17 protein-coding genes and 1 tRNA gene are annotated in these 18,581 nt (G+C 70.6%); 2 read left to right on the top strand and 16 right to left on the bottom strand.

Annotated elements, in window-relative coordinates:
* Window positions 1-32: 32 nt before the first annotated feature.
* Both ilvA and MHY30_RS00310 read right to left on the bottom strand, forming a co-directional pair.
* Window positions 33-1,262 (bottom strand): threonine ammonia-lyase, encoded by a 1,230-nt coding sequence (ilvA, locus tag MHY30_RS00315; RefSeq protein ID WP_239273030.1) that lies wholly within the window; start codon window positions 1,260-1,262, stop codon window positions 33-35.
* Complete coding sequence (locus MHY30_RS00310) at window positions 1,259-2,449, bottom strand: AI-2E family transporter (RefSeq protein WP_239273014.1); 1,191 nt, start codon at window positions 2,447-2,449, stop codon at window positions 1,259-1,261. The genes ilvA and MHY30_RS00310 overlap by 4 nt, the downstream gene beginning before the upstream one ends.
* A 71-nt stretch (window positions 2,450-2,520) precedes the next feature.
* Here MHY30_RS00310 and MHY30_RS00305 point away from each other — a divergent pair, with 71 nt between their 5' ends.
* On the top strand, window positions 2,521-3,789 hold the full coding sequence (locus MHY30_RS00305) for a winged helix-turn-helix domain-containing protein (protein WP_239272998.1): 1,269 nt from the start codon (window positions 2,521-2,523) through the stop codon (window positions 3,787-3,789).
* A gap of 19 nt (window positions 3,790-3,808) precedes the next feature.
* Here the strand turns inward: MHY30_RS00305 and MHY30_RS00300 are convergent, their stop codons facing one another.
* The 11 genes from MHY30_RS00300 to MHY30_RS00250 all read right to left on the bottom strand — a co-directional run bounded on the left by MHY30_RS00300 (window position 3,809) and on the right by MHY30_RS00250 (window position 14,202).
* The gene (locus tag MHY30_RS00300) at window positions 3,809-4,378 is read right to left on the bottom strand and encodes a LemA family protein (RefSeq protein WP_239272981.1); all 570 of its coding nucleotides are present in this window, start codon (window positions 4,376-4,378) and stop codon (window positions 3,809-3,811) included.
* A 452-nt stretch (window positions 4,379-4,830) separates the two neighbouring features.
* Window positions 4,831-4,904 (bottom strand) — tRNA-Leu (locus MHY30_RS00295).
* A gap of 85 nt (window positions 4,905-4,989) precedes the next feature.
* Complete coding sequence (locus MHY30_RS00290; protein ID WP_239272972.1) at window positions 4,990-6,387, bottom strand: FAD-dependent oxidoreductase; 1,398 nt, start codon at window positions 6,385-6,387, stop codon at window positions 4,990-4,992.
* Window positions 6,384-7,694 carry a S8 family serine peptidase gene (locus MHY30_RS00285; RefSeq protein ID WP_239272953.1) on the bottom strand — a complete coding sequence of 437 codons (1,311 nt, stop codon included), beginning with the start codon at window positions 7,692-7,694 and terminating at the stop codon, window positions 6,384-6,386. Before MHY30_RS00285 ends, MHY30_RS00290 begins: the two co-directional genes overlap by 4 nt.
* On the bottom strand, window positions 7,691-8,209 hold the full coding sequence (locus tag MHY30_RS00280) for a DUF501 domain-containing protein (RefSeq protein ID WP_239272942.1): 519 nt from the start codon (window positions 8,207-8,209) through the stop codon (window positions 7,691-7,693). Before MHY30_RS00280 ends, MHY30_RS00285 begins: the two co-directional genes overlap by 4 nt.
* Before the next feature lie 52 nt (window positions 8,210-8,261).
* A complete protein-coding gene (locus MHY30_RS00275; RefSeq protein WP_239272932.1) occupies window positions 8,262-8,723 on the bottom strand; it encodes a septum formation initiator family protein in 462 nt (153 codons plus the stop codon).
* 311 nt (window positions 8,724-9,034) lie between these two features.
* Window positions 9,035-10,315: a phosphopyruvate hydratase gene (gene eno, locus MHY30_RS00270; RefSeq protein WP_239272930.1), complete on the bottom strand. Its 1,281-nt coding sequence runs from the start codon at window positions 10,313-10,315 to the stop codon at window positions 9,035-9,037.
* Window positions 10,316-10,470: 155 nt separating this feature from the next.
* A complete protein-coding gene (locus MHY30_RS00265; RefSeq protein WP_239272920.1) occupies window positions 10,471-11,160 on the bottom strand; it encodes an O-methyltransferase in 690 nt (229 codons plus the stop codon).
* Between the two features lie 134 nt (window positions 11,161-11,294).
* Window positions 11,295-12,110, bottom strand: coding sequence for an SGNH/GDSL hydrolase family protein (locus MHY30_RS00260; RefSeq protein WP_239272910.1), 816 nt, complete (start codon window positions 12,108-12,110; stop codon window positions 11,295-11,297).
* Between the two features lie 50 nt (window positions 12,111-12,160).
* Entirely contained in the window at window positions 12,161-13,411 is a 1,251-nt protein-coding gene (gene hisS, locus MHY30_RS00255) for a histidine--tRNA ligase (protein WP_239274752.1), read from the bottom strand.
* Window positions 13,412-13,611: 200 nt separating this feature from the next.
* A complete protein-coding gene (locus MHY30_RS00250; RefSeq protein WP_239274751.1) occupies window positions 13,612-14,202 on the bottom strand; it encodes a MazG family protein in 591 nt (196 codons plus the stop codon).
* Between the two features lie 355 nt (window positions 14,203-14,557).
* Here MHY30_RS00250 and MHY30_RS00245 point away from each other — a divergent pair, with 355 nt between their 5' ends.
* Window positions 14,558-17,230, top strand: a complete 2,673-nt coding sequence (locus MHY30_RS00245; protein ID WP_239272901.1) for a phosphoenolpyruvate carboxylase — start codon at window positions 14,558-14,560, stop codon at window positions 17,228-17,230.
* 30 nt (window positions 17,231-17,260) lie between these two features.
* Here MHY30_RS00245 and MHY30_RS00240 read toward each other — a convergent pair whose 3' ends face one another.
* The 3 genes from MHY30_RS00240 to MHY30_RS00230 are packed head-to-tail and all read right to left on the bottom strand — an operon-like array spanning window position 17,261 to window position 18,570.
* Entirely contained in the window at window positions 17,261-17,860 is a 600-nt protein-coding gene (locus MHY30_RS00240; protein ID WP_239272877.1) for a gamma carbonic anhydrase family protein, read from the bottom strand.
* A 60-nt stretch (window positions 17,861-17,920) separates the two neighbouring features.
* Window positions 17,921-18,136: a helix-turn-helix transcriptional regulator gene (locus MHY30_RS00235; protein ID WP_239272867.1), complete on the bottom strand. Its 216-nt coding sequence runs from the start codon at window positions 18,134-18,136 to the stop codon at window positions 17,921-17,923.
* The gene (locus tag MHY30_RS00230) at window positions 18,136-18,570 is read right to left on the bottom strand and encodes a hypothetical protein (protein ID WP_239274750.1); all 435 of its coding nucleotides are present in this window, start codon (window positions 18,568-18,570) and stop codon (window positions 18,136-18,138) included. Before MHY30_RS00230 ends, MHY30_RS00235 begins: the two co-directional genes overlap by 1 nt.
* Between the last annotated feature and the right edge of the window lie 11 nt (window positions 18,571-18,581).

The following is an 18,581-nucleotide window of genomic DNA, read 5'->3' as shown; positions in this document are numbered from 1 at the left end:
CGGCGTGAGAGGAGCGCTCGGCCGCTCGCCGGTCAGTCGGGAACGACCGTGGCGATGAAGCCCGCCTCCTCCAGCGTGCGGATGACGAGAGCGCGGTGCTCGGCACCGCGGGTCTCGACGCTGAGCTGCAGGATGACCTCGCTGATCTGGAGTCCTTGTCCGTGTCGCGTGTGCAGCACCTCGATGACGTTCGCCCCGACCTGGGCGAGCAGCTCCGACACCCGCGCCAGCTGGCCGGGGCGATCGGGCAGAGGAATCCGCAACGACATGTACCGGCCGGATGCCGACAGCCCGTGGGCCACCACACGCTGCAGCAGGAGGGGGTCGATGTTGCCCCCGGAGAGGATCGTCACGGTCGTTCCCGTCGCCTGGACCTTGCCCGCCAGGATGGCGGCGACCCCGACCGCGCCCGCGGGCTCGACGACCTGCTTCGCGCGTTCGAGCAGGACCAGCAGGGCCCGCGCGATGTCATCCTCGGTGACGGTGACGACCTCGTCCACGTACTCGCGAATGAGCTCGAACGGGAGGTCTCCGGGGCGGGCCACGGCGATACCGTCTGCGATGGTGGGCGTCGTGGAGACCTGAATGGGATATCCGGCCGCCAGGGATGACGGGTAGGCCGCGGAGTTCTCGGCCTGCACCCCGATGACACGTACGGCGCGTCCCTCGGCGGCCGCACGCGCTTTGACCGCCGCCGCGACCCCGGCGGCCAGTCCCCCGCCACCGATTCCGACGATGACCGTCTCGAGATCGGGCAGGTCCTCGACGAGCTCGAGACCGAGCGTCCCCTGACCCACGACGATGTCGCTGTGGTCGAAGGGATGAATCAGCACCGCCCCGGTCCGTTCGGCGAACTCGGCGGCCAGCCGGAGCGGGGTCTCGACCGTGGCGCCCTCCAGGATGACATCCGCGCCATAGCCGCGTGTTGCGAGGAGCTTGGGAACCGGAACGCCCAGGGGCATGAAGATCGTTGCCGAGATGCCCAGTTGCTGCGCCGCGAGAGCGACTCCCTGCGCGTGGTTGCCCGCGGATGCCGCAACGACCCCCCGCGCGCGTTCCTCGGCCGTCAGCCGCGAGAGGCGGTAGGTCGCCCCGCGGATCTTGAATGAGCCCGTCCGCTGGAGGTTCTCGAGCTTGAGGTGAACGGGGACGCCGAGCAACTCGGTCAGATGCAGCGATTCGTCCAGCGGGGTTCGCGTGATGATGCCGCGCAGAGTCTGCGCGGCATCCTCGAACTCGGCCAACGTCGGCGTGTGGTTCATGATCTCCTTCCGCGATCCCGCGGCACGGTCTGCCAGATGAGGTCGGCGGAATCCACAGCCGCGCCGTCGTCTCGCCACGCTTTCGTACTGAGGTACACCGCCACGACATTCACGAAGGCCGAGAGAGGCACCGCGAAGAGCGCTCCGGGGATGCCACCGATCATCGCACCGCCGGCCACCACCAGCACCACCGCCAGAGGATGCACCTTGACGGCCGAGCCCATGAGGATGGGTTGCAGGATGTGACTCTCGATCTGCTGAACACCGAGCACCACGATCAGCATGAAGAGAGCGATGAGGGGCCCGTTGTAGACGAGGGCGATGAAGACGGCCAGAGCACCGGTGACGACCGCACCGACGAAGGGGATGAACGCCCCGAGGAACACGAGCACGCCGATCGGGATCGCCAACGGCACTCCGAGGAGGAAGGCGCCCAGTCCGATGCCGACCGCGTCGATCGTCGCGACCAGCAGCTGGGTGCGCGCGTAGGTCATGACGGTGCGCCAGCCGGCGCGTCCCGCACCGTCGACGGCGGGGCGTGCGACGCGCGGGAACAGGCGTGTCGTCCATCGCCAGATGCCGGCACCGTCGGCGAGAAGACACAGCAGGATGAACAGCGTCAGCAACAGGCCCGTGGCGACGTGACCGAGCGTCGTGCCGATCGCCAGAGCCCCGGTCCACAAGACCTCCGCCTGCTCCTGCAGGAACGAACCGGCTTGTCGCAGGCCGTCATCGATCTGCTGCGCACTCAGGTGGAGCGGTCCGTCGATCAGGTACTGGCGAAACTGTGCCACGGCCTCGATCGTCCGCTCCCGCACCGACCCGAACTGACGCGTGATCTGCCACACCGCCAGCCAGAGAAGACCCGAGATGATGGCGATCGTCCCGAGCACGGTCACGACGATCGCCAACCACTTCGGCCATCGGTGCCGGAGCAGGAACGAGAAGGCGGGCCACACCAGAGCGGTCACCAGGATCGCGACCAGGAGCGGGACGACCAGGAGCTTGAGCTGGATGACGACCCACACCACGACCCCGATGGCCGCAGCGATCACGAGCAGCCGCCACGAGTACGCGGTGGCCTGACGCATGGCAGGCGGTACTCCCGGCGAAAGGTCGCTCGAGACGGTACGCCGTCGCAGGGCGTCGAAGAACGATCCGCGGTCCTCGGGATCGGTTCCGGTCATCCCGTCAGCCTACCGCCGCGGCCCCGGCGAGAACGCCGGGAATGTCGGAGGCGACGTCTACGCTGGCGCCCATGACGCTGTCCCTCCCCCGCGCCGAAGCGCGCCGCATCGCGCTCGCCGCTCAGGGCATCGGTCGCCCCCGCCCCGCCTCCGTCGGGACCCGGCAGGTCACCGCGACGCTCCAGCGCATGCGGATCCTGCAGATCGATTCGGTGAACGTCTTCTCGCGCTCCCACTACATGCCTCTCTTCGCGCGTCTCGGGCCCTACGACACCGGACTCCTCGACGCGGTCGCCTTCTCGCGCCGACCGAGGTGGGTGGAGTCGTGGGCGCACGTGGCATCCCTCGTCGCCGCCGACGACTGGCCGCTCCTGCAGTTCCGACGCGACGACATGCGACGCAAGTACGGAAGCGACGCCTGGGCGGACGCCCACCGCCCCCTGTTGCAGTGGCTGCGAGACGAGCTCGCGGAACGCGGCCCGCTTCGTCCCGCCGAGATCGATCACGACGCCCGGAAAGGGTCCCGCGGGTCATGGTGGGGCTGGGATGACGTCAAGAACGGACTGGAGCGTCTGTGGCTGTTCGGGGAGGTCGCCATCGCGGGGCGACGGGGCTTCGAGAGGCGGTACGCCCTTTCCGCCGACGTGCTGCCTGCGCACGCGCTCGATCGAACGGTCCCCCGCAGCGAGGCCATCGCCGAGCTCGTCCGTCGCGCCGCCGTTGCCTATGGCGTCGCGACCGCGGCCGATCTCGCGGACTACTGGCGCATCCGGGATCGGCCTGCCGTCCTGTCGGCGGTCAACGATCTCGTCGACACCGGTGAACTCATCCCCGTCCACGTCGAGGGTTGGCACAGTGGCGGGCGGCCGGCGCGGGCGTGGCTCCACCGGGATGCCGCGCGCCCCCGGCGGATCGATGCGACGGCGATCCTCTCGCCCTTCGACCCCGTGGTGTGGTTCCGGGAACGGGCCGAGCGGCTGTTCGACTTCGACTATCGGATCGAGATCTACACCCCCGCCGAGAAGCGGCGCTTCGGCTACTACTCCCTTCCGGTGGTCGTCGGTGACGACGTCGTCGGGCGGGTCGACCTCAAGGCCGACCGCGCAGCCTCCGCGCTTCGGGTCCAATCGGCGTGGTGGGAGCACGGCGCGCCCGCCGACGCCGCCGAGCGTATGGCGCTCGAGTTGCGCGCCGCGGCGGCGTGGCAGGGCCTCGAACGAGTCACGGTGTCCCGGTGGGGAGACGCGGCCGACGCCCTGTCCACGGCTCTGGACGCCGAGCGGCACGAACATCCGCGTGCACCGCGCGACGACAGCGCCCCCTCGCCCGTGGGGGGATGAGGGGGCGCGAGGTCACGCGTCAGAACTGCACGCGCGGTGGTTCCGAGATCGCGGCGCCGTCGACCACCTCGAAGAACTCGCGCGCCTGGAAGCCCAGCTGCCGTGCGAACAGGTTGTTTGGGAAGACCTTGATCTTCGTGTTCAGCTCGCGCACGCCACCGTTGTAGAACCGGCGCGAAGCCTGGATCTTGTCCTCGGTGTCGACGATGGACTGCTGCAGCTGCAGGAAGTTCTGACTCGCCTGGAGCTGCGGGTAGGCCTCGGCCACAGCAAACAACGACTTCAGCGCCTGCTGCATGTGACCCTCAGCGACCCCGGCCTCGGCGGGGCTCTGTGCCGAGATCGTCTCGGCACGAGCCCGCGTGACGTTCTCGAACACCGCCTTCTCGTGTGCCGCATACCCCTTCACGGTCTCGATGAGGTTGGGCAGGAGATCGGCACGCCTCTTCAGCTGGACGGTGATGTCACTCCATGCTTCGTCGACACGGACGTTCAAGGAAACGAGCGAGTTGTACGTCGCCCACAGATAGATCCCCGCGATCACCAGGATCGCGACGATCACGATGATGGGGACGAGCCACTCCCACATATTCCGATACTCCGTTCGACGACTGCGGCACAATCCTAACGGCGCGGCTGTCGCCCGACAGGGGCCTACGGACGACTCCCAGTGGATACGCACGCGCGGGCGGTGCGCCGCGCCGTCCCCCGTTCAGTGTCCAGAACACGCGGACGGCGGAACCGGGCGTCCGCGTGTCTTGGACACTGAAGCAGGAGGACTGCCCACCGCGTCACGGGTCTCGCGTCTGTGTCTGGAGGCCTCGACACCGGTTCAGTGTCCAGAACACGCCGACGGCGGAACCGGGCGTCCGCGTGTCTTGGACACTGAGGCAGGAGGACTGCCCACCGCGTCACGGGTCTCGCGTCTGCGTCTGGAGGCCTCGACACCGGTTCAGTGTCCAGAACACGCCGACGGCGGAACCGGGCGTCCGCGTGTCTTGGACACTGAAGCGACCGCGGAGCACACGGATGCCGAACCGGTACCCCCGGTGGGACTCGAACCCACACCTGGAGCGATTTTAAGTCGCCTGCCTCTGCCATTGGGCTACGGGGGCGGATGCCACGACCCACCGTAGCGCGGCCGCACGCGGCATCCCGAAACGACGAGACCCCCGCGTCATGCGGGGGTCTCGATCGATGTCAGCGGGACGCGCCGACCTTCTCGGGCTTCTTGTCCGCCGGGGCCTCGGCCGCAAGCTGCGCGGGGCGCGGGCGAGCCGCGAACTCCTCGAACGCCGCGCGGGGGTTCTGGACGGTCTCGAGGGACACGGTCTCGCGGCCGTGAAGGAAGTTCTGCATCCAGTCGCCCACGACGCGGAACTTGCGCTCCCACGTCGGCATGGCCAGGCCGTGGTAACCGCGGTGCGCGAACCACGCGAGCAGACCCGTCAGCGCGATCTTGCCCGACTGGAACGCGCCGTTGTACAGCCCGAGCCCCGCGACCGCGCCGAGGTTCTTGTGGAAGTACTGCTTCGGCTCCTCGCCGCGCAGGACCGCGACGAGGTTCTTCGCCATGAGCTTGCCCTGGCGCACCGCGTGCTGGGCGTTGGGCACACAGAAGCCACCCACACCGCCACCGGAGAGGTCGGGCACAGCCGACACGTCACCGGCGGCCCAGGCGCCTTCGACGATCTCCTCGTCCGTGCCCACGCGCAGATCGGGGCGCGTACGGATGCGACCGCGCTCCTCGACAGGGAGGTCGCTCCCGCGGACGACCGTCGGGTTCGCCATGACGCCCGCGGTCCAGATGATGAGATCGGTGGGGAGCTGCTCACCGGTGGAGAGCTCGACCACACCGTCGACTGCGCCCTTGACCTGCGTGTCGAGGTGCACGAATGCACCCGTCTTCGCCAGATCGGCCAGCACCCACTCGCTCGTCTTCTGCGACACCTCGGGCATGATGCGCCCCATCGCCTCGATGAGGTGGAAGTGGGTGTCGTCGAAGGACAGCGTCGGGTACTGCTTGAGCAGCGAGGACGCGTAGGCGCGGAGCTCGGCGAACACCTCGATGCCCGCGAAGCCGCCACCGACGACGACGACGGTCAGCAGACGGTCGCGCTCGGGACCAGCAGGCAGCACCGAAGCCTTGTCGAAGTTCGACGTGAGCCGGTCGCGGATCGCGACGGCCTCTTCGATGGTCTTGAGCCCGATCGCGTTCTCGGCGATGCCGGGAATCGGGAACGTGCGAGACACCGCACCGGCGGTCACGACGATCTGGTCGTACTCCTGCTGCCACGACTCCTCGCCGGCGATCGGCGTGATCGTCGCGGTCTTTCGGGCGTGCTCGATGCCCGTGACCTTGCCCGCGATGACGGTCGTACGCTTGAGGTGCCGCCGCAGGCCCACCACGACGTGGCGAGGCTCAATCTCGCCCGCAGCGACCTCCGGCAGGAACGGCTGGTACGTCATGTACGGCAGCGGATCGACGAGGGTGACCTCGGCCTCGTTGCGGCCGAGAAGCTTCTCGAGCTTCCACGCGGTGTAGAAGCCCGCGTAGCCTCCGCCGACGATGAGGATCTTGGGCACGGTGCTGGTCACGATGGAAGAGACTCCTGGTTTGTGATGCGGCTCGGCTCGCGAGGAGTGCGCGCCTGTCGGATTCGCCGGGCAGCAGCACTGACGCCGAGCAGGATCATTATAGCGGCGAGGGTGCCGCCCGCGAGTGGAAGCGTCCCGTACAGCAGGCTGTCGCGCGTCGGGAGCAGGGGGGATGACGCGCGGGGCGCGGAATCCGCGGGCGGGAGCGGCGGGATCTCGACGGGTGCGGTGGTGGGCTCACCGGTGGGGGCGGGAGCGTCCGCACGCCGGTACAACCGCACCCATTCGGCCAGGTCACCGAGCGGATTCGACGACACCGAGGGCACGTTCGTCGCCGACACCGCGGCCTCCGCGTCGATCAGACCATAGCCGTACAAGGGGTCTTGGCCGGCCGCCGCCCCCGGGACCGGTGCCGCGGTGCGGATCAGACGGTTGAGCACGTTGTTGGCATCCAGCTCGGGATGGGCGGCGCGGACCAGAGCCGCAACGCCGGAGACGATCGGCGCAGCCCCGCTCGTCCCGTTCCACTGGACGAGCGTGCCGTCGGCCGACACGCCGAGCAGACGCTCGCTCGGTGCGGACAGACCGATGGTGATGCCCTGCGTGGAGGCATCGTTGCTCGCCCTGCCCGACGGGTCGACCCCACCGACGGCGAGGACACCCGGGATCGTGGCGGGCGCTCCGACGCGGGACGTCCCGCTCCCGCGGTTCCCGGCCGCGACGACGACGACGACATCATGCTCGAAGGCGTACTGGAAGGCTTCGTCCCAACTGGGGTCCCAGTCGAGGGTGTTCGTGGTCAGCGACATGTTGATGATCGTCGCGCCCTCGTCGACCGCCCACCGCAGCGCGTCCACGATCTGCTCGGTGAAGGGCTTCGAGGTGGTGGCCCCGAAGCCGACCGAGATGGAGAGCAGCTCGGCTTCGGGAGCCACCCCGATCATCCCGCGCCCGTTGCCGGTGCCCCGCGAGGCCGCAAGCGAAGCGACCCAGCTGCCGTGATTGGAGTCCACCGCCCCGACGGGCGTGCGCCCGTCCGGAGCGCCGACCCCCGATACATCGGTCCCCGCCGCGACAGCGCCGGTGAACTCGACGGGCCCGCGCGCGATACCGGTGTCGATGACGGCGATCTTCTGTCCCGCTCCGCGCGTGGTCTTCCACGCGTCGCGGATGCCGTACTGGTCGAGCCAGTACTGGGCGGCGCGGACCGGGTCGGTGGGATCCTCGGGCACCGGGGCCGCCGTCGCACCCGTCAGCATGACCGCCCCCAGGACGACGGATGCCACGGCCGCGACGACGCGTCTCATCCGCCCGCTCCGGGGGTCTCGCACTCGCAGCGCTCCGGCGACCAGGTGCCGCGCGCGAGCGCACGGTCGCCCACGGGGTTCACACCGGGTCCGGCCGCCAGAGCGTGCCCCGCGAGGGCGTGCAGGCACTTCACGCGCGTGGGCATTCCTCCCGCGGAGATGCCGGCGATCTCTTCGGGCTCGCCGTAGACGGCTCGATCACGCAGGTAGGCCTCGTGCGCAAGCGTGTAGGCGGCCCGCAGTTCTTCGTCGTTCGCGAGTTCGTCGGTGAACTCCTTCATGACGTGACCGGCCTCGAGCACCGACATCGCCGCCGTCGCAGCCGGGTGCGTGAGGTAGTAGAACGTGGGGAACGGGCTTCCGTCGTCGAGCCGCGGAGACGTCGCCACGACGGTGGGGTTCCCGCACACGCACCGCGCCGCGATGCCGACGACACCGCGCGGAACCCGGCCGAGCTGGGACCGCAGCACGTCGAGATCGGAGTCGGAGGCCGGGGGCAGGGGCGGGGTGCTCATTCCCTCCAGGGTACCCGGCGCCCCCGACGTCCGCGGCAGAAGAGGCGTGCGCTCACGGCGTCGGCGCCGGAGTGGGCGCGGGATCGGGCACGCCGATGGACGGCACGACGACCTGAGCCGCCCCGGCGGAGGTCACCGACCGCACGAGCTGCGACATCCAATCGGTGCGCGTCTGCTCGACGTCTTGCGAGACGTCCTGTTGTTCCTGGGGGGTCGCGGATGCCGGAAGATCGTCGTCGATGAGATACACGACCTCGCCCGGCAGTGTGTAGTAGAGCCGCTCCCGCGCCTGCGTGGTGATGTAGGCAGGGTCCGACCAGCGCTCACGCTGGGATTCCAGATCGGCGACTTCGTTCTGGCTGAGAGCCACGGCATTCTGCAGCGCGAGGATCCGCTGCCGCTGCTCCATGTACGTGCCGACGGTCGGGACCAGCACGAGGGTTCCGAGCACCACGAGGCCCAGCATGATGACGACGAAACCCGAGATGCGAAGCCCGCTCAGCCATTCGCGCACATCGACTCGGCGGGGCCGCGAGCGCTCGGCCTTCGGCGCCCCGGAGCGCTCACGCGGCGACCGTGCCGAGCCGTGGGGCCCCGGCGCCGCGTCGTTCCGGCCTCGGGGACAGGTGGGGAGCGTCGGTCGATCCACGACGGCTCCTTCCTCGCCCGCCGCAAGGTACGCACCGCGGGCAGTGACCCAGCCTATGCGGCGCGGGGAAAGTGCCCCCGTGACGCGCCGCGCTCCCGGCATCCGCTCGGCGGATACCACGAACGACGGAGGGGGGGAGCCGCACGGCTCCCCCCTCCCAGAAACGCGGGTTGCGTTCAGCCCTTGAAACGGGGGAACGCGGACCGGCCGGCGAAGACGGCGGCGTCGCCGAGGTCTTCCTCGATGCGCAGCAGCTGGTTGTACTTCGCGACGCGCTCGCTGCGGGCGGGGGCACCGGTCTTGATCTGTCCGGCGTTCACCGCCACGGCGAGATCGGCGATCGTGGTGTCCTCGGTCTCGCCCGAACGGTGCGAGAGCATCGACGTGTACCCGGAGCGGGTGGCCAGGGCGATGGCATCCAGGGTCTCGGAGAGCGTGCCGATCTGGTTGACCTTCACCAGCAGCGAGTTGGCGACGCCGCGGTCGATCCCCTGCTGCAGGCGGGTGGGGTTGGTGACGAACAGGTCGTCGCCGACGAGCTGAACCTTCGAACCGATCGCGTCGGTGAGCTTCTTCCAGCCGTCCCAGTCGTCCTCGGCGAGGGCGTCCTCGATCGTGACGATCGGGAAGTTCGCGACGAGGTCGGCGAAGTAGTCGACGAGCTCGTCGACGCTCCAGGCCTTGCCCTCGACCGTGTAGACGCCGTCCTTGTAGAACTCGGTGGCGGCGACGTCGAGGCCGACGGCGATATCGGTGCCGGGGGTGAAGCCGGCCTTCTCGATCGCGCGGATCAGGAAGTCGAGACCCTCACGGTTGCTGGGCAGGTCGGGGGCGAAGCCACCCTCGTCGCCGAGACCTGTGGCGAAGCCGGCGGCCTTCAGCTCGCCCTTGAGGACGTGGTAGACCTCGGTGCCCCAGCGGAGAGACTCGCCGTAGGTGTCGGCGCCGATGGGCGCGAGGAAGAACTCCTGGAAGTCGATGCCGTTGTCGGCGTGCTCGCCACCGTTGATGACGTTGAACAGCGGCACGGGCAGCAGGTGCGCGTTGGGGCCGCCGAGGTAGCGGAACAGCGGAAGGTCGGCGCTGTCGGCGGCGGCCTTCGCGACCGCGAGCGACACGCCGAGGATGGCGTTGGCGCCGGTGCGCGACTTGTTGTCGGTGCCGTCGGTCTCGATCAGGATCTCATCGATGATGCGCTGCTCGCTGGCCTCGACGCCCTCGATGGCCGGACCCAGCTCGTCGACGACCGCGGCGACGGCCTTGAGCACGCCCTTGCCGTTGTAGCGGCTCTTGTCGCCGTCACGGAGCTCGTACGCCTCGAAGGCACCGGTGGATGCGCCGGAGGGGACGGCCGCGCGCTGAACGATGCCGTCGTCGAGGAGCACCTCCACCTCGACGGTCGGGTTACCGCGCGAATCCAGGATCTCGCGCGCGTTGACAGCCTCGATAAGTGCCACGAAGGACTCCTCGTTGGTTCTGGGTGTGAGAGGGCGGAGCGTCGTCGGTCCGCTTCGAGTCTAGTGATCACGGTCGCCGCTCGTGTGGCCGGGTCCGCGCGCCGCGCCTGGCACTCGACGCCGGACGCGGCTGCGGGACGGGAACACGCGGGCGGTCAGGACGACACGGACGGGACCTCGGATGCCACGGCGTCCGTCAGCACGGCCACGGCGAGACCGTCCCACCCCTTGCGGTCGAGCGTCTGCAGGGCCGTCGCATCGAATCGCGGGTCCTCCCCCAGCATCACGACGCCCGCGCGGGCACCGGCGACCTTCGTGTCCCCCGGGGGCGGGTCGGCGACCGCGCCGGCACGCACGACGTTGTCGAGAACCACCACCGTGCCGGGCCGCCCCAGCCGAGCGGCCCAGTCGAGGTAGCCGGGATTGGACTCCTTGTCGGCGTCGACGAAGACGAAGTCGAAGGGGTCCTCGCCCACGAGGGCGGGAAGCACGTCGAGACCTCGGCCCACGCGGATGTCCACACGGTCGGCGACCCCGGCACGCTCGAGATTGGCCCGGGCGATGCCCACGTTGCGCTCCTCGGCCTCGATCGTGACGACCCGTCCGCCCTCGGGGAGCGCGCGGGCGAGCCAGATCGTCGAGTACGCACCGAGGGTGCCGATCTCCAGCACCCGTCGGGCACCGCTGATGCGAACGAGGAGGTGCAGAAACTTGGCGTTGACCGGCGCCACCTCGATCGCCGGGAGTCCGGCGTCCTGCTGCGCGGCGAGCGCGGCATCCAACGCGGGATCCGCACCGATGAGAGTCTCGGTCAGAAAGGCATCGACATCGTCGTGGAGGGGCACGTTCTCAGCCTGACGGCCCGGACCGCGCCGGTCAACGGCGGCGTGGGACGGAGGCCGGATGCCAGGACCCCGGGGCCGCGATCGCAGCGGTGTCCGGGGGCGCCGGTGCGGGAGCCGAGCGGCCGGAAGGCGGTCTACTGCCGGCCCGCCGCCGCCGGGGATTCCGCGGTCAGGGCGGCGAGAACCGCGGGGAGGAGTGCGTCTGCGGTCCGCCGGTAACCGAGCGCGCTGGGATGGAAGCGGTCGACACTGAACATCTCGTCGGGGCGTTCGGCGAAGACCGGACCGACCGCTCGTGCGAGAGGGACGACACGCCCGCCCGCCCGGCGCACCGCGGCAGCCTGAGCGGCGGCCAGTTGACGCGACGACCGCGCCGCGAGGGCCCGCAGCGGCTGCGGGATCGCGCGCAGCGTGCCCAGATCGGGACAGGTGCCGACCACGACGGGCACGCCCTCACCGCGGAGGGTGCGCACGACGGCTTCGAGTTGCGCCGCCGCACGCGCGGCCGGAACACGGTGCGTGACGTCGTTGCCTCCGACGACGATGACGGCGATGTCCGCGCGGTAGCCGTCCGGGAGGCCGTCGAGTTGCCCGGCGAGCGCCGACGTCTCGGATCCGACCACCGCCGCCGTGTGCAGCCGCACCGACCGACCGTGAGCGCGGGCGATGCCCTTCGCGAGGCGCGCGCCGAGCGTGTCGCGCCGATGGCCGGCGCCCAGACCCGCCGCGATCGAATCGCCGAGCAGAAGGAGCTCCAGCGGCGGCCCCGGATGCTTCTTGCGGCGCCACACCCGGTCGGCATCCAGAGCCTGCTCTCCGAGCGGCTTCCCGATGCGTCGCCGCGCGATCGCGGCCTGACGGACGATGAGCGTGCGCACGCCCACCGCGGCGGCGCCGACGAGCGCCGCCGACGAAGCGGCCGCGACGGTGATCGGACGGCGTGTGCGCATGAGGCGATCTCACCGCGCGGCGGTGAACGGGCGGTGACGCGACCGCCGGGTCAGTCGAGCGGCTTGATCTCGAGGGATTCCGCGGTGGTGTCCGCGCTCACGGTCGCGAAGGACGTGTATCCGTCCGCCCGCGAACGCTCGAGCAGGGCCTTGAGGTTCTTGGAGCGCTGCTCGAGCCGCACCCGCGTCCCGGCGGACACGAGATCGGCTTTCAGTCGCAGCAGCGTCGCGAGCGGCACATCGCGGTCGTGCACGAGCACGAGCGAACGAGACCCGGAGTCCTCGGCATCCTGGAGCAGATCGACGAGGCGCTCGAACCCGATGGAGAAGCCCACGGCGGGCACGTCCTGTCCGAGGAAGCGGCCGATCATGCCGTCGTACCGGCCCCCGCCCCCGAGCGAGTAGTCGACGCTCGGGTGCGCGAGCTCGAAGATCGTGCCGGTGTAGTACCCCATCCCGCGGACGAGGAACGGGTCGAACCGCAGGGGGGCGTCGGCACCACGCGCGGCGGCGACCGTCTCGCCGAGTCCGACCAGGTGTTCGACGACGTCGTCCGGGATGCCGGCGGGCAGGGCCGCACGGATCCCGGCGTCGTCGAAGGCGGTGTCCGCGGCCTGCGGACGGTCGAGGTAGGCGGCGAACGCGTCGACCGCGGCGGCGGTCGCGCGGCGCTCGCGCAGCTCAGCGACCACGCCCGAAGCACCGACCTTGTCGAGCTTGTCGATCGTGATGAGCACGCCCGGCCGCTCGTCCGGGGCGAAGCCGAAGACGTCGAGCATCGCGTCGAGCGCGCGGCGGTCGTTCACCCGGATCGTGCCGCCCTCGAGGCCCAGCGCGTCGAGCACGTCGAGGCTCGCCGTCATCAACTCGGCCTCGGCGCGCGGCGTCGCGTCGCCGATGATGTCGATGTCGCACTGCACGAACTGGCGGTAGCGCCCCTTCTGCGGGCGTTCGGCCCGCCACACGGGCGCCATCTGAATGGCTCGGAACACCGAGGGCAGCTGCGCGCGGTGGGTCGCGTAGAAGCGCGCCAGCGGAACGGTCAGGTCGTAGCGCAGACCCAGGTCTGCCAGCGCGGCGGGGTCATCGGCCGCGGCGCGGATCGCCTCGGCATCCAGTCCGCGCTTGAGCACGCTGAAGGACAGCTTCTCGTTGTCGCCGCCGATACCGGCGTGCAGACGCCCGTACTCCTCGACCACCGGGGTCTCGATCTCGTCGAAGCCGTGCGCGCGATAGCGCTCGCGGATGACGGCGAGCACGCGCTCGCGCCGGGCCTTGTCAGCGGGGAGGAAGTCGCGCATGCCGCGCGGCGGGTTCACGGATGCCACGGCTCCATTGTTCCAGGCCCCGCACCGCCCCTCGTCCGGCCCGCGCCTCGTCCGGCCCGGCGCCGCGCGGCCCCCCGTCCGGCCCGGCGCCGAACGCGCACGATGCGGCCGAACGCACACGATGCGGGCGGCGCGAACGTGCGCGTTCGACCCGATCGTGTGCTCTCGCGCGGCTACTCGGCGGCGCTGACCTCGGCGCGCAGGGCGCGGAGGCGACCCCGGAGGGCGCGGTCGGCATCCCAGCCGTGCTCGCGGGCGAGCTGCACCAGGGCGAGCAACGCGTCGCCGAGCTCGGACTCGTCGGCGGGAGCCAGGGGCGCACGGCCCGCGGCCACACCCACCTGCGCGGCCTTGCCGAGCACCTTCTGTGCCAGCGCGAGGGAGGGCATGTGGTCGGAGACGCCGTCCAGCACGCTCGTGCGCTCACGCTTCTCGGCCGCCTTCGCGGCGTTCCAGTGCACCAGCACCTCTTCCGGAGTGGATGCCACGGCGCCGGCGAACACGTGAGGATGGCGGCGCACCATCTTCTCGGTGAGACCACGCGCCACGTCGTCGATGTCGAACGGATCCACGGGATCGCCGGCCGCGATCTCGGCATGGAAGAGCACCTGCCAGAGCAGGTCGCCGAGCTCTTCCCGCAGATCGGCCCGCGTGCCGGACTCGACGGCGTCGATCACCTCGGCGCTCTCCTCGACCAGGTACGGCACGAGGTCGCGGTGGTCGATCGTTCGCGTCCACGCGCAGCGTTCCCGCACCGCCCGCATCGTCTCGGCGGCCTGCCGCAGGGCGTCCTCGCTCACGGCCCCTCCTCCCGCGGCATCCGTGCACCGCTGTCCCGAGTATCCCCCGACTTTCCGTCGCCCGCCGAGGCCCGTCACAACTCCTGAAGATTCCGCCTTCCGACGCGGCGCGCGGTCGCCCGTCGATGGCGTGCCGGAGTTGTGCCGGGCCCCGGGGCGACTCGGCGAAGGAGATTCCGGATGCCATCACCCCCGCGGGCGCGAAATGCTGCGGCAGCCGCAGCCTGACGTCGGACAATCTCCGGCGTTGCGTCCTCGCGACGGGGCGGGAAGGACCCGTGTGATCTGGGCGCAACGCGACGCAACTACTCTGGGGCGTGTGCGTGAACTGACCCCGACCGAGGCGATCGACCTCGTGGGCCGCTTCGAAGCCGGCCAGGAGCTTCCCGAGCAGATGCGCGCCGATGTGCGCCTCCTCGGCTCGCTGCTGGGCCGTGTGCTGCGAGAGAGCGGCTCCCCCGGCCTGTACGACGACGTCGAGAAGCTGCGGACCGCAACGATCCAGGCCTACACCGACGAGACGCCCGAGGCGTTCGAGCGAGCCGCGGACATCGCCGACGGGTTCTCGATCTCCCGCGCCGACGAGGTCGCGCGTGCGTTCACCGCGTACTTCCACCTGGTCAACCTCGTCGAGGAGCACCAGCGCGTGCGTGTGCTGCGCGAGCGGGGCGACCGCCCGTCGCGCTCGGGCACGCCCGACACGATCGCCGCCGCGTTCGAGCGCCTGTCCAGCGAGGTGGGTGAGCAGACCGCGCTGGCGCGCCTGCAGGCGCTGCGTTTCCACCCGGTCTTCACCGCCCACCCCACCGAGGCTCGGCGCCGCGCGATCTCGACCAGCATCCGGCGGCTCTCCGAGCTGCTCGGCGAGCACGACGCCGCCGGCGACAACGCCGGCGAGACGCGCCGCACCGAACGTCGCATGCTCGAAGAGATCGACACGCTGTGGCGTACCGCGCCCCTGCGCCGCGAGAAGCCGTCTCCGGTCGACGAGGTGCGCTCGGTCATGGCGGTGTTCGACGAGACGCTCTACACCGCCGTCCCGCGCGTGTACCGCCGCATCGACGACATCCTCCAGGGCGACGACTCGGGGGCCAAGGCCCCCATCGTCAAGCCGTTCGTCCGCGTCGGTTCGTGGGTCGGCGGCGACCGCGACGGCAATCCCTTCGTCACGGCATCCGTGACCCGCAAGGCCGCCGCGATCGCGAGCGAGCACGTCCTCCTGGGCCTGGAGCGCACGACCCAGCGCGTCGGGCGCGGCCTCACGCTGGATGCCGAGACCACGCCGCCCAGCGACGCCCTGGTCTCGCTGTGGCACCGTCTGCGCGCCGCCGACGAGGACGCCGCGACGGAGATCGCCGAGCGCTCCCCCGCGGAGCCGCACCGCCGGATCCTGCTGCTCATCGCGCGCAAGATCGCCGCGACCCGCACGCGCAACGCCGACCTCGCCTACCGCGACCCCGAGCACCTGCTCGCCGACCTGCGCACGGTGCAGGACTCCCTCGTCGCCGCGGGTGCCGCGCGCCAGGCCTACGGTGCGCTGCAGCGGCTGGTGTGGCAGGTCGAGACCTACGGCTTCCACCTCACCGAGCTCGAGGTGCGCCAGCACTCCGCCGTGCACCGCAAGGTGCTCGACGAGCTCCGCGCGGGTGGCGAGCGCAGCGAGCTCGCCGACGAGGTGCTCGAGGTCTTCCGCTCGATCGCCTACGTGCAGGAGCGCTTCGGTCCCCGCGCGGCCGGCCGGTACATCGTCTCGTTCACGCAGTCGGCCGAAGACCTGGCGAACGTCCACGAGCTCGCGACGTACGCGATGGGCCCGGGCGAGCGGCTGCCCGTGCTGGACGTCATCCCGCTGTTCGAGACTTTCGCCGACCTGCAGGCGGCCCCCGGCATCCTCGCCGAGATCGTCGAGCACCCCGCGTTCGTCCGGCGACTGGATGCCACGAACCGCCGACTCGAGGTCATGCTCGGCTACTCCGATTCGTCGAAGGACGTCGGTCCGGTGGCCGCGAACCTCGCGCTGTACGAAGCGCAGGCGAAGATCTCGACGTGGGCGCAGGCCGAGGGCATCGAGCTGACACTGTTCCACGGACGCGGCGGAGCGCTCGGCCGCGGCGGCGGCCCGGCCAACTCCGCGATCCTCGCTCAGCCGCCGCACTCCGTCGACGGTCGGTTCAAGCTCACCGAGCAGGGCGAGGTCATCTTCGCCCGCTACGGCGACCCCGACATCGCGATGCGCCACATCGACCAGGTCGCGGCGGCCGTCCTCACGGCATCCTCCCCCTCGATCGAACGCCGCAATCGGGGTGCGGCCGAGGCGTTCGCCGACGTCGCCGCCACGATGGACGTCGCCTCCCGCGAACGCTTCTTCGCCCTCGTGAAGGCCCCCGGCTTCGCGCCCTGGTTCGCCACCGTCACGCCGATGGAGGAACTGGGCCACCTCGCGCTCGGGTCGCGACCGGCGCGCCGCGGCCTGTCGGTGGAGTCCCTCGAAGACCTCCGCGCCATCCCGTGGGTGTTCTCGTGGACGCAGGCACGCATCAACCTGGCGGGCTGGTTCGGTCTCGGCACCGCGTTGGACGCGGTGGGCGACGAGCACCGCCTGCGCGACGCGTACGAGCAGTGGCCGCTGTTCCGCACGATGATCGACAACGTCGCCATGAGCCTCGCGAAGGCCGACGCGCGCATCGCGCGCCGCTATCTGGCGCTGGGCGACCGCGACGACCTCGCCGAGCTCGTCATGGACGAGATGCTCCTCACCCGTTCGTGGGTCGAACGCATCACGGGCGGCGCCCTGCTGGAGAACAAGCCGGTCCTTCAGCGTGCCGTGAAGATGCGCAGCCCGTACGTCGATGCCCTGTCACTGCTGCAGCTGCGTGCACTCCGGGCTCTCCGCGATACGCAGGCCGAGAACGCGACACCGGATGCCGAGCACCAGCGCCTCCTGCTGCTGTCGGTGAGCGGCGTGGCCGCCGGCCTGCAGAACACCGGCTGAGCGGCATCCCGGCGAGACCGCCGTCCCGCTTCAGTCGAGACGGCGGTCGGCCGCGTGGCGGGCGAGGCTGCGCCCATAGCGCTCGGTGAGCTGCACCATGAGATCCGGCGTCTCGCGGTCGAGACCGAAGACGTAGCCGGGGAAGTCGAGCTCCTTCTGGGCGGCCCAGATCTCGTCGTGCCGGTCGGGCGGGAGGATCCGCAGGGGATCGCCGACGGCCACCCACCCGATCGGCACGACCGTTTCGCGGGGCAGGACGGTCCGGAGGTGGACGACCGCGTTGATGCGGACCTCGGATCGGTCACCGATCTCGGCGCCGTTGAAGACGCGCGTGCCCGTGGCCAGGAACACCTCGTCACCGATCTCGGCACCCGCGACGCTCGCCATCGGACCGATGAGGGTGTGCGCCCCCACGTGCACCGCGTGAGTGGAGCTGGCGCGAGGGAGGGCGTTCTCCATCACGATGGTGTTCTCCCCCAGCACGATCCGGCTCCCCTCGGCGGAGAGGACCGCGCCGTGGAGGACCTGGCATCCCGGGCCGATCGTGACATCGCCACTGACGACCGCGGTGGGGGCGACGACGGCGTCGGGATGGATGCGGGGCTCGGCCCCGAGATGAGCGAAGCGCATGAGCGGCGTCCTTCCCCTCGATGGGCGTCAGCGTAGTCCCGCGACCGGTCCGCGGCGAGATCACCCACGGTCGTACGAGAAGACGTCGTCGATGCCCACCCCGAACTCGGCGGCGATCTGGAACGCCAGTTCGAGACTCGGCGAGTAACGGCCCTGTTCGATCGCGATGACCGTCTGGCGCGTCACGCCCAGCCGCCGCGCGAGTTCCGCCTGCGTCATGCCGGAGGTGTCGCGGTGGTCGCGGATCGCGTTGCTCACCCGCGTGGGCTTGGCCATCACGGCATCCCCCGGCGGTACAGCGCCAGACGGGCCATGCTGCCGATGATCGCCGAGAGCGCGAAGCCGGCGTACACCGCGTTGGCGATCCAGAACCACGGCGCCTGCACGGCGCACAGCACGAGGGCCGCGAGTCCTCCGAAGACCAGGAACGCCTGACCGACGCGGTCCCCCAGGGTGGCGATCTCGCGGTCCCGGACGTCGGACCGGTGGTCGGTCTCGGGATCCCGCCGCGACAGGACGATGCCCCAGACGATGCTGAGCACGATGGCGACGACGATGCTGGCGACGATCGTGGATGCCATCGGCCACACCCAGTCGATGCGGTCGACGGGGGTGTCGCGAGAGGCCCACACCATCCACACGACGTACACGGCGATGCCGGGCACGCTGGCGATCAGCCCCGCCCAGGTGTTGCGCTCCTCGAACGACATCACGCCTCCAT

Origin of the sequence: Microbacterium sp. ACRRU, assembly GCF_022346945.1 — a bacterium.
GTDB classification, from domain to species: domain Bacteria; phylum Actinomycetota; class Actinomycetes; order Actinomycetales; family Microbacteriaceae; genus Microbacterium; species Microbacterium mcarthurae.
Note: the sequence above shows the minus strand (reverse complement) of the source record. Positions and strands in the feature narration are given on the sequence as shown.

Coding starts and splice junctions, on each gene's coding strand:
- ilvA (WP_239273030.1), bottom strand. CDS start 1,262: ATGAACCACACGCCGACGTTGGCCGAGTTCGAGGATGCCGCGCAGACT.
- MHY30_RS00310 (WP_239273014.1), bottom strand. CDS start 2,449: ATGACCGGAACCGATCCCGAGGACCGCGGATCGTTCTTCGACGCCCTG.
- MHY30_RS00305 (WP_239272998.1), top strand. CDS start 2,521: ATGACGCTGTCCCTCCCCCGCGCCGAAGCGCGCCGCATCGCGCTCGCC.
- MHY30_RS00300 (WP_239272981.1), bottom strand. CDS start 4,378: ATGTGGGAGTGGCTCGTCCCCATCATCGTGATCGTCGCGATCCTGGTG.
- MHY30_RS00285 (WP_239272953.1), bottom strand. CDS start 7,694: ATGAGACGCGTCGTCGCGGCCGTGGCATCCGTCGTCCTGGGGGCGGTC.
- MHY30_RS00280 (WP_239272942.1), bottom strand. CDS start 8,209: ATGAGCACCCCGCCCCTGCCCCCGGCCTCCGACTCCGATCTCGACGTG.
- MHY30_RS00260 (WP_239272910.1), bottom strand. CDS start 12,110: ATGCGCACACGCCGTCCGATCACCGTCGCGGCCGCTTCGTCGGCGGCG.
- hisS (WP_239274752.1), bottom strand. CDS start 13,411: ATGCGCGACTTCCTCCCCGCTGACAAGGCCCGGCGCGAGCGCGTGCTC.
- MHY30_RS00250 (WP_239274751.1), bottom strand. CDS start 14,202: ATGCGGGCGGTGCGGGAACGCTGCGCGTGGACGCGAACGATCGACCAC.
- MHY30_RS00240 (WP_239272877.1), bottom strand. CDS start 17,860: ATGCGCTTCGCTCATCTCGGGGCCGAGCCCCGCATCCATCCCGACGCC.
- MHY30_RS00235 (WP_239272867.1), bottom strand. CDS start 18,136: ATGGCCAAGCCCACGCGGGTGAGCAACGCGATCCGCGACCACCGCGAC.
- MHY30_RS00230 (WP_239274750.1), bottom strand. CDS start 18,570: ATGTCGTTCGAGGAGCGCAACACCTGGGCGGGGCTGATCGCCAGCGTG.